13 protein-coding genes are annotated in these 8,709 nt (G+C 69.5%); 11 read left to right on the forward strand and 2 right to left on the reverse strand.

Features of this window, described 5'->3' with window-relative positions:
* Positions 1–116: 116 nt before the first annotated feature.
* The 7 genes from AX737_RS11360 to AX737_RS11390 all read left to right on the forward strand — a co-directional run bounded on the left by AX737_RS11360 (position 117) and on the right by AX737_RS11390 (position 5,020).
* A complete protein-coding gene (locus tag AX737_RS11360; RefSeq protein WP_066921388.1) occupies positions 117–1,169 on the forward strand; it encodes a peptidoglycan-binding protein in 1,053 nt (350 codons plus the stop codon).
* Positions 1,169–1,642 (forward strand): hypothetical protein, encoded by a 474-nt coding sequence (locus tag AX737_RS11365; protein ID WP_066921390.1) that lies wholly within the window; start codon positions 1,169–1,171, stop codon positions 1,640–1,642. The genes AX737_RS11360 and AX737_RS11365 overlap by 1 nt, the downstream gene beginning before the upstream one ends.
* Positions 1,632–1,880: a hypothetical protein gene (locus tag AX737_RS11370; protein ID WP_156453665.1), complete on the forward strand. Its 249-nt coding sequence runs from the start codon at positions 1,632–1,634 to the stop codon at positions 1,878–1,880. The genes AX737_RS11365 and AX737_RS11370 overlap by 11 nt, the downstream gene beginning before the upstream one ends.
* A gap of 110 nt (positions 1,881–1,990) precedes the next feature.
* A complete protein-coding gene (locus AX737_RS11375) occupies positions 1,991–2,611 on the forward strand; it encodes a hypothetical protein (protein WP_156453666.1) in 621 nt (206 codons plus the stop codon).
* Between the two features lie 65 nt (positions 2,612–2,676).
* A complete protein-coding gene (locus AX737_RS11380; RefSeq protein ID WP_066921396.1) occupies positions 2,677–4,080 on the forward strand; it encodes a metallophosphoesterase in 1,404 nt (467 codons plus the stop codon).
* Positions 4,077–4,448 carry a hypothetical protein gene (locus AX737_RS11385; protein WP_066921398.1) on the forward strand — a complete coding sequence of 124 codons (372 nt, stop codon included), beginning with the start codon at positions 4,077–4,079 and terminating at the stop codon, positions 4,446–4,448. The genes AX737_RS11380 and AX737_RS11385 overlap by 4 nt, the downstream gene beginning before the upstream one ends.
* Positions 4,445–5,020, forward strand: a complete 576-nt coding sequence (locus AX737_RS11390; protein ID WP_066921399.1) for a hypothetical protein — start codon at positions 4,445–4,447, stop codon at positions 5,018–5,020. The genes AX737_RS11385 and AX737_RS11390 overlap by 4 nt, the downstream gene beginning before the upstream one ends.
* A gap of 124 nt (positions 5,021–5,144) precedes the next feature.
* Here the strand turns inward: AX737_RS11390 and AX737_RS11395 are convergent, their stop codons facing one another.
* A complete protein-coding gene (locus AX737_RS11395) occupies positions 5,145–5,372 on the reverse strand; it encodes a helix-turn-helix domain-containing protein (RefSeq protein ID WP_066921401.1) in 228 nt (75 codons plus the stop codon).
* A gap of 848 nt (positions 5,373–6,220) precedes the next feature.
* On the opposite strand from AX737_RS11395, the gene AX737_RS33145 reads away from it, so the two are divergent.
* Complete coding sequence (locus tag AX737_RS33145) at positions 6,221–6,364, forward strand: hypothetical protein (protein ID WP_156453667.1); 144 nt, start codon at positions 6,221–6,223, stop codon at positions 6,362–6,364.
* Positions 6,365–6,382: 18 nt separating this feature from the next.
* On the opposite strand, the gene AX737_RS11400 is transcribed toward AX737_RS33145, so the two are convergent.
* Complete coding sequence (locus AX737_RS11400) at positions 6,383–6,634, reverse strand: hypothetical protein (RefSeq protein WP_066921403.1); 252 nt, start codon at positions 6,632–6,634, stop codon at positions 6,383–6,385.
* Positions 6,635–6,774: 140 nt separating this feature from the next.
* Between AX737_RS11400 and AX737_RS11405 the strand changes: the two genes are divergently transcribed.
* The 3 genes from AX737_RS11405 to AX737_RS11415 all read left to right on the forward strand — a co-directional run.
* Positions 6,775–6,996: a hypothetical protein gene (locus tag AX737_RS11405; RefSeq protein WP_066921405.1), complete on the forward strand. Its 222-nt coding sequence runs from the start codon at positions 6,775–6,777 to the stop codon at positions 6,994–6,996.
* On the forward strand, positions 6,993–7,448 hold the full coding sequence (gene umuD / locus AX737_RS11410; RefSeq protein ID WP_066921407.1) for a translesion error-prone DNA polymerase V autoproteolytic subunit: 456 nt from the start codon (positions 6,993–6,995) through the stop codon (positions 7,446–7,448). Before AX737_RS11405 ends, umuD begins: the two co-directional genes overlap by 4 nt.
* Positions 7,445–8,709, forward strand: a 1,265-nt coding sequence (locus AX737_RS11415; RefSeq protein WP_066921409.1) for a Y-family DNA polymerase, incomplete at its 3' end; no start/stop codon positions are given. The genes umuD and AX737_RS11415, both read left to right, overlap by 4 nt.

Below are 8,709 nucleotides of genomic sequence, written 5' to 3' on the forward strand. Positions count from 1 at the left end.
CCCCCGAAACGGGCGCCAGCCATGGCCGGCAGCCCAGCCGCAGCGCGAGCGCCGCAGAGGCGGTCTCCCTAGCACATCCGGGCGCCGAGCGCCCCCCCTTTGATCGCGAGATCGCCATGACCGACTGGAAGCGGATTCTCCGCGCCGTCGCGCCGAACGCGCGCGCCGACATCATTGCGGCCTTCGCGGCCGACGACGCGCTCCTCTCCGACACGCTCGATTCGCCGCTCCGGATCGCGCACTTCCTCGCGCAGGTCGTGCCGGAGAGCCAGTCCCTCACCCGGCTCGAGGAGAACCTGAGTTACTCGGCAGAGCGGCTCTGCAAGGTCTGGCCGAAACGCTTTCCCACGCTAGCCGCCGCCAAGCCGTTCGCGAAGAACCCGAAGGCGCTCGCCGAACGGGTCTATGGCGGCCGCGAGGGTAACGTGCATCCGGGAGACGGCTGGCTGTTTCGCGGCCGCGGTCTCGGGATGCTGACCTTCCGGAACAACTACCGGGCCCACGGCTTCGAGGCGAACCCGGGCGCGCTCTCCCAGCCACGCGTCGCGCTGCGCACGGCCCTCAGCTTCTGGGTCGCGAACGACTGCGCCGCCTACGCCGACCGGGACGACGTCGTCGGCCTGCGGCGGGTCTGGAACGGCGGGCAGATCGGCATCGCCGAGACCCGGGCGACGCTCGCCAAGGCCAAGGCCGTGCTGCGCACGCTCCCGGCCCAGGCGAAGCTGAAGGCCCTGCGCTACCCGGTCGGCGCGGTGGACGGCGATCACGGCGACCGCACCACCGGCGCCGTGCAACTCCTGCAGAAGCGGTCCGGCCTGCCGGTCACGGGCGAGCTCGACGACGATACGCTCGCCGCCCTCGACACCGCCGAGCCGCTCACGGTGCCGAAGAAGGACGCGGACCTCTCCAAGAGCCGCACCGTCCAGGGCGCGGGCGTCGCCGGCACCTTCGGGTTCGCCGAACTCGCCCAGAGCGCGGGCGAACTGAAGGACCAGGCCGAGAGCGCCCACGCGCAGATCTCGGCCGGGACCGTCTTCGGCCTCGTCATGGGTGGGCTGATCCTCGCGGGCGCCGCCTACGCGATCTACGCGCGCTGGGACGACGCCGGCCGGCCGCTCCCGAGCTTCCTCGTCCGTCGATTCCCCCGCCTCACCGGAGTCTCCGCCTGATGTTCGACTTCTCGCCCAGTGCGATCCTCCTCGCGCAGCCCTGGCTCGCGCCGCTCTACGTGGCGTGGCTCGCCTTCGCGCCCGCCGCGTGGTCGCTCGCCGCGGTCGGCGGCGCGCTGGTCGCCGCCTCGCTCCTCGGCGCCGCGTGGCTGCCGGGCTTCATCCGGCGCCCTGCGCTCTGGGGCGGGGTCGCCGCCATCGTCGTCGGGCTCGGCTGGCAGGCGGTGCAGGCTGAGGCCGTGCGCCGAACCGAGCGCGCCGCGCACGAACTCAGCCTCGCCGCCGAGCGGGCCCGCACGGAGCAGGCCGAGCAGATCACCCGCGACATCGCCGGCCAGGCCGTGAAGGACCTCGACGCCGAGCAACGCGCCAACGCCAAGCTGAAGGAACTCCTCCGTGATGCCCAGACGCGCCCGGGTGCCGATCGCCCTCTGCTCTCTCGCGACGATGCTCGCCGGCTGCGTGGGCTCTGAGCGGCCCGCACCGCTCGACCTGCGCGCGCCCGAAATTCGGATCACGCTGCCTGCAGCGCCCGAAAGCGTCGGACCGTGCCTCGCCCGCAGCTTCCCCGACATTCCGGACAGGGCCCTGAACCGCGTCGACCTGATGCGGATCATCGGCGAGGCGAAGCTCCAGGATCGCATGAAGGCGGCCTGCGGCGCGCGCGCAGTCGCGTGGATTGAGAAGGTCCGCGCCGCCTACGCCCGCTGACGACCCCTCTCCCTAATCGGGAGAGGGCCCCGCCCTCCCCACGCTGCGGGGGAGGCACACAAGCGCCCGCCGAGACGGAGCGCCCATCGCCCGTCTTCGGGATCATCGCCGTGACCACACAGCACATGCAGCAACAGCAACAGCAGCCCTTCGGGCCCGGGGGCGACTACGCCGAGCGACTCGTCCGCGTCGAGCGCGATGTCGCCGGGCTGAAGGAGGGGATGAGCAACCTCGCCACGACCGTCGACAAGGGCTTCCGGGAACTCACGGGCGACCTGAAGGCCCGGTCCGGCATCAACTGGGCTCCGATCTCCATCCTCGTCACGGTGCTCGGCCTGATCGGCACCGGGGGCGTCGCCTACCTGAACGCCGGGCAATCCCGGCTTGAGGTGGCGATCAGCAAGCAGGAGTTGCGAGCCGAGCGCTTCGTGCCGCGCGAGGATCTCGAGGCCCGGTTCACCACTCTCGGCCAGCGGCGCGACGATCTTCAACGCCTGAGCGATGCTCGGGTCGAGCGGATTGAGCGCGACGTTGAGGCCCTGTCGAAGCAGGTGGTCCCCCGGGGCGAACACGAGCAGACCTGGGCCGGCCAGCGCTCGCGCGATGACGGTCTCCAGCGCCAACTCGACACGCTGCGCCAGGAGCTCGCCTCGCTGAACACCCCTCGGGACACGATCCAGAGCATCATGCGCCGCCTGGACGAGATCGAGCGCCGCCGCACCGCGCCCTGACGACCCCAGGCGCGCGGGCCCGCCCCGCGCCTGCCCCTCCCCGCTTCCCCTCCCGAGGATTCCCGATGCCCGCAGCGCGCTCCGCTCCGGCCGACCTGGATCAGGCGCGCCGCGAGGTCGATACCGTCACGGCCTGCCTGCGGGAGGGCTTCCCGCCCGTCTCCCCGGCGGGCTGCACCACGACCAAGAGCGCGGTACGGGTGGCGGCGGACCGGCTCGGCGTGGATCGCCGCTCGCTGGCGGAGCGGATCGGGACGCCGGAGCGGCCCGGGTCGCACGCGCGGCGGTTCGACGGGCTTGCTCCCGACTGGTCGGCCTACGCGAAGGGCCAGGCGGAGCGGGGCGAGCTCGGCACGAAGCCCGTGCTGCCGGGTTTTGTGATCCGCGAAACAGTCACGAGGCTCGACAAGCACGGCGCCTACGCGGGTGAGACTATCCGGCAGGCGCCGGCCACCGGTGGGCCCTACGAACTGCCGACCGGGTTCAAGCTGAAGCGCGTCACCGCGAAGGTCGACGCGCACGGGCGGCTGCAGACGCAGTGGCTGAAGGGTGCGGAGGACGCGTTCGACCCGCTCGCCTTCGCGGCCGAGCTGCGGGCGGCGATGCTGGACGCGCGGGGCTCCGCCCCGATGGCATCGGCGCCGGCCGCTCGGGATGATGATCTGCTCACCGTCTACGTCGTCCCCGACCTCCATTTGGGTATGCTGGCTCACGGTCAGGAATGCGGTGAGGACTACGACCTCCGCATCGCCGCCGCGATGATGCGCCGGGAGATGGACCGGCTGCTCAGCATGGCGCCACCCTCCCGGCACGCCGTCGTGCTGTTCCTGGGCGACTTCTTTCACGCCAACGACCAGAAGAACGCCACGCCGCGCAGCGGGCACACGCTGGACGTCGATTCCCGCTGGCGGAAAACCTACGGCGTCGGCGCGCGCGTCGCGATCGGTGCGGCCACCGCGGTCGCGGAGCGGCACGAGCTTGTCGAGGTAGCCATGCTACCCGGCAACCACGACGAGGACGCGGCCCTGACGCTCGCCGTAGCGCTGGAGCTCTACTTCGAAGAGCACCCCCGCATTGAGGTCGCGAGCGGCTCAGGCATCCACTGGTTCCGGCGCTTCGGGAAATGCCTGCTCGGGGCGACCCACGGCCACACGATGACCCCAGACCGCATGGCGATGATGCTCGCCACCGACCGGGCGAAGGACTGGGGCGAGACCGAGCACCGGCACATGCTATTCGGGCACATACACCACGCCACGGCGAAGGAGGTCGGTCCGGTCCGCGTCGAGTCGTTCTCGACCCCGGCGGCGAAGGACGCCTACGCGGCGGCCGGCGGCTACCGCTCCACGCGCGCCCTGAACGCCGTCACCTTCCACCGAGAGGACGGCGAGGTCTGCCGGCACCGGGTGAACATCCGCGCAGCAGCCGGCGAGGCTGCGCGGGCGCCGGATTTGAGGATGGCCGCGTGAGCTTCCGCCTCGTCATCGTCGAGTCCCCGTTCGCGGGCCGCGGCGACACGCCGGAGACACGGGCCGCCGACCAAGCGCGGAACATCGCCTACGCCCGGGCGGCGATGGCAGACTGCCTCGCGAGGAACGAGGCACCGTTCGCCTCGCACGCGCTCTACACCCTCCCGGGCGTGCTGAACGACGACGATCCGGCCGAGCGGCGCCTGGGCATCGCGGCCGGCCTCGCCTGGGGCGAGCGCGCGGACGCGACGGTCGTGTTCACCGACCGCGGACTCACCCCCGGCATGCGCGAGGGCATCGACCGCGCCCGCATCGCCCGTCGGCCTGTCGAGATGCGCTCGCTCCCCGGATGGAAGGACCCCGCATGATCATCGGCCTCACCGCACCGGCTGGGGCCGGCAAGTCCCTCGCCGCCGCCTACCTCGCCGAGCGCCACGGCTTCGCCCGCGTGCGCTTCGCCGATCCGCTGAAGGCGATGCTGCGGGCGTTTTACGTGTTGCTGGATCTGTCGGACACCGAGATCGATCGGCGGATCGAGGGCGACCTGAAGGAGGCACCGGACCCGGACCTGTGCGGACGAACGCCGCGCCGGGCAATGCAGACCCTCGGCTCCGACTGGGCACGAGACCTCATCGGCCGCGATCTGTGGACCCGCTCGTGGGCGAACCGGTCCGATCTCGCCCTGATCTCGGGTCGATCCGTCGTTGCCGAGGATGTCCGCTACGCCAACGAGGCGGAGACGATGCGGGCCCGCGGTGGCATCGTCGTGCGGATCGTCCGCCCGGATGCCGAGAGCGCCCGGCCCGGCGCCGCCGGTCACGCCAGCGAGGCGATGGACTTCCCCGCCGACATCACGATCCGGAACGATGGCACGCCGGAAGTGCTGTTCGCCCGGCTCGACGGAGTGATCCGGCGCTTCGCCCTGCCGCGCGCCGCCTGATCTCCCCTCCCCCTGCGCGTCGCGGTGGAGCGACCGGCCGATCGCCGTAAGACCGACCTCTTCTGTATAGACGCGCACGCGCCGCACGGCTCCTTAATGGGGGCCGTGCGGCGCTTTTTGCGTTCTAGGGGAGCCCGCAGGCGCGCCGCGTCGCAGCGACCCATTCCTCGCGCTGGTCCGGGGTCATCATCTCCCACGCGATGATCACGGCCACGAGATGCTGGGGCACGTCGCCCTGCTCGCCGCGTATCTGCCGGGAGATCGTGTTCGGTGGTCGCCCGAGCAGCCGTGCGAGCGTGACCTGTGAAAGGCCAGTTGCCTTCGCCCGTCGCTGCCAAGGTTCGTTGTCCATGGCCTGGCGCCCTACCGCACGACGATCCGCCTCGCAATTAGTCATCATGAAGTTGATTTTCAGCCTTGCTCGCATGGCGCGTGCTGACTAATAATCTACACCACGTTGATTGTTCAAGGTGTACGCTGTAGATGAGGCACCGCCAACCTGCTTTGTGCGATTGTGGGGAGCATCTCTGGATGCCGCTCACCAGGGGCTTCGTCGGTCTGGCGGACCCCAGCGACATCACTGCGGTGAGTGATCACGTTTGGCACGCTAATTTTCCAAAGCACGCAAGGTCAGCCTACGTGTGTACGAATGTGTCCAAACGGCCTATGTCTCTGCATAGGATGCTTATATCTGCCGCGCCTGGGGAGATTGTCGATCATATCAACGGAAACGGCTGCGACAATCGCAGGGCCAACTTGCGGCTCTGCACTCATGCTGAAAACATGAGAAATAGGAAGAAGTCCCGCGGCGGGAATAGCAAGCACAAGGGCATATACTACGAACCCAATAAGCAGCTTTGGCGCGCAGAGATCAAATTCCAAGGCAAAAAGATCCGACTTGGGCGATACAAATCAGCGGACGACGCCGCGCTCGCATACAGGGCGGCGGCACAACGTTACCACGGCAACTTTGCACGCCTGGAATAGTCCTCCCAGCCACCTTCACCAGAAAGGCGATGGAATACAGGTGCGTGGGGGCAGGAGGGGACGGCGATGGGAGCAACCTGCCCGATCTGCGGCGATCCGCGTGCTTACCCGCTATGGCTGGATAAGGAGCCGCCGTTAGCGTGCGCCGCAGATCGATCCTGGCACGCGGGAGGCCCAGTAACGATCAAGAGCGTTGCCGAGTGCCCAACGCAGATGGCTCGCGCTCGACAGGCGGCCGAGCGACGCCGCCTTTGCCCGGATGCCTTCGACGCGAACGGCAACATGCTGCCGGGCCAACTCGCCCGCGTACTACAAGCCTACGTAGAGGCGCACCCCGGCGAGCCGTTGAAACTCTGAAGGCGAGAGGGGGCTCCCTCACCCGCCCAAGCTCTCGGCGAAGTCGTCCGGCACCTCGCCGAACCGACCCAAGATCGTCGCGCTCTCCAACTCGCCCGTCTCGTCATCCGCCACGATGCTGAGCGCCGCGGTGCCGGGCGTGCGGCCGGCCATCGCCTCCGCGCGCTTGAGGGCGCCGCTCGCGGTCGGGGCCTGGATCTGCTCACCGGGCGAGAGCCGCTTCCGCTTCAGCACGAAGGTCTGGACGAGGTGGGTGGTTCGCATGCCCATCGCTTGGGTTCCCTACTGCCAAGCCCCGATCCGGGGTTTTCCACGATGTCCACAGGCTGAGGTGCTAACCGCAGAGCCGCGTTGACCGGGACGATCCATCCTGTTTGTTCTCTCTATGTTCTGCAAGGAGAGGCAAGCGGATGCATCGGCAGGCTGTGGACAACGATGCATCCGAGGTTGAGCGGATCGCTGCGGCGTACGCGCGAGCGGCGGGTGGCGACACCTGGGCAGCGCTCGTCCAGGCGGTCGCGGACGCGCTCACCGATCTCGCCGAGGCCGAGCGCCGGAGCCTGCGGCGCGACCAGCTCATCTCCCGGGGCTACGTGCGCGGTGCCGTGCTTGATACGAGCGAGCGCGCATGAGCCTGCGCCGGGTCACGGAACTGCCGGACGATGGCTTCGCCACGGTGCGTGTGCCGCTGCTGGGCCAACGGCTCTGCGCGGGCTTCCCCTCCCCTGCCGACGACTTCCTCGAGGGTGCGCTGGAACTGCCCCGCTGGCTGGTGCCGAACCCGCCCGCCACCTTCCTCTGGCAGATCAGCGGGGAGTCGATGCGCGGCGCCGGCATCTTCGACGGGGATCTCGCCATCGTCGATCGCAGCCTGAAGGCCGGGCACGACTGCGTGGTCGTGGCCGTCGTCAACGGGCAGATGTCGATCAAGCGGCTCATGATCGAGGGCAACCGCGCGCGGCTCGCCTTCGACAACCCCGACCTGCCTGCCTTCGCGGTCGAGGATCTGGAAGAGGCCGCGATCTGGGGCGTGGTCCGCTTCACGATCCGCTGGCACCTCGTGCGCGGGCAGCTCGGGCGATGAGCCGGGCTCTGGCGCTGATCGATGGCAACAGCTTCTACTGCTCCTGCGAGCGCGTGTTCGACCCCAAGCTCGCGGGCGTGCCCGTCATCGTGCTCTCGAACAACGACGGCTGCGCCATCGCCCGCACGGCCGAGGCTAAGGCGCTCGGGATCAAGATGGGCGATCCCTTCTTCAAGATCCGCGAGATGTGCCGCAGCCAGGGCGTGCGGGTGTTCTCCTCGAACTACACCCTCTACGGCGACATGAGCGCCCGCACGAACGCGGTGTACCGGGACTTCTCACCCCGGGTGGAGATCTACTCGATCGACGAGAGCTTCCTTGACCTCTCGGATCTGCGGGCAGACAGGCGCGTCGAGCTCGCCCGGGATCTGCGCGCCACCGTGCGCGCCTGGACCGGCATCCCGACCTGCGTGGGCATCGGCCCGACCAAGACGCTCGCTAAGCTCGCCAACCACATCGCGAAGACGGTGCCCGACCTGCAGGGCGTCTGCGACCTGACCGATCCGGTGGCTTACGACCACTGGCTCTGCCGCATCTCGGTTGCCGAGGTCTGGGGCATCGGTCGGGCCTCGCTCGCGAAGCTTGAAGCTCTGGGTGTCGACACCGTGGCGGACCTGCGCGACCTCGACCCGCGGCCGATACGCAAAGCGATGACGGTCGTGGGCGAGCGCATCATCCACGAGCTGCGCGGCCTCGCTTGCCTGCCGCTGGAGCTGATGCCGGCCCAGCGCAAGGGCTGCGCGGTCACCCGCTCGTTCTCCCGGCGGATCACCGACCGGGCCGAGCTGGAGCAGGCGGTCTCGGCGCACGCGACGCGGCTGGGCGAGAAGCTGCGCCGCGGCGGGCTTGCGACGAACCACGTCAGCGTCTTCTACCACACCAGCGAACACGACCGGGGCGACCCGATGCGCTCGGTCTCCACGACCGTGAAGCTGCCGGAGGCGACGAGCGATACTCTCGCGCTGATCAAGGCGGCGCTGCTCGGTGTGGCCAAGACCTGGCGCGAGCCGGGCGAGCGGCCCTGGCGCTACGCGAAGGCCGGCGTGATCACCACCGACCTGATGCGGTTGGAGGACAGCCCGCGGGCGCTGATCGGGCAGATGGACCGAGAACGGTCTGGTCCGCTGATGGAGGCGATCGACGCCTGCAACGCGCGTTGGGGCGCGGGCTCGGTCGTGCCGGCACGAGCCGGCGTGCTGGAGAAGCGGGACTGGAGCACGAAGTTCGAGATGCGCACGCCGCGCTACACGACGCAGGTGAG

Source organism: Methylobacterium sp. CCH5-D2 (genome assembly GCF_001556475.1).
Taxonomy (GTDB): Bacteria; Pseudomonadota; Alphaproteobacteria; order Rhizobiales; family Beijerinckiaceae; genus Methylobacterium; species Methylobacterium hispanicum.

Excerpts from the sequence above, each read along its gene's own strand:
- umuD (WP_066921407.1), top strand. The coding sequence starts at position 6,993 with ATGAGCCTGCGCCGGGTCACGGAACTGCCGGACGATGGCTTCGCCACG.
- AX737_RS11405 (WP_066921405.1), top strand. The coding sequence starts at position 6,775 with ATGCATCGGCAGGCTGTGGACAACGATGCATCCGAGGTTGAGCGGATC.
- AX737_RS11395 (WP_066921401.1), bottom strand. The coding sequence starts at position 5,372 with ATGGACAACGAACCTTGGCAGCGACGGGCGAAGGCAACTGGCCTTTCA.
- AX737_RS11365 (WP_066921390.1), top strand. The coding sequence starts at position 1,169 with ATGTTCGACTTCTCGCCCAGTGCGATCCTCCTCGCGCAGCCCTGGCTC.
- AX737_RS11400 (WP_066921403.1), bottom strand. The coding sequence starts at position 6,634 with ATGGGCATGCGAACCACCCACCTCGTCCAGACCTTCGTGCTGAAGCGG.
- AX737_RS11360 (WP_066921388.1), top strand. The coding sequence starts at position 117 with ATGACCGACTGGAAGCGGATTCTCCGCGCCGTCGCGCCGAACGCGCGC.
- AX737_RS11390 (WP_066921399.1), top strand. The coding sequence starts at position 4,445 with ATGATCATCGGCCTCACCGCACCGGCTGGGGCCGGCAAGTCCCTCGCC.
- AX737_RS11380 (WP_066921396.1), top strand. The coding sequence starts at position 2,677 with ATGCCCGCAGCGCGCTCCGCTCCGGCCGACCTGGATCAGGCGCGCCGC.
- AX737_RS33145 (WP_156453667.1), top strand. The coding sequence starts at position 6,221 with ATGGCTCGCGCTCGACAGGCGGCCGAGCGACGCCGCCTTTGCCCGGAT.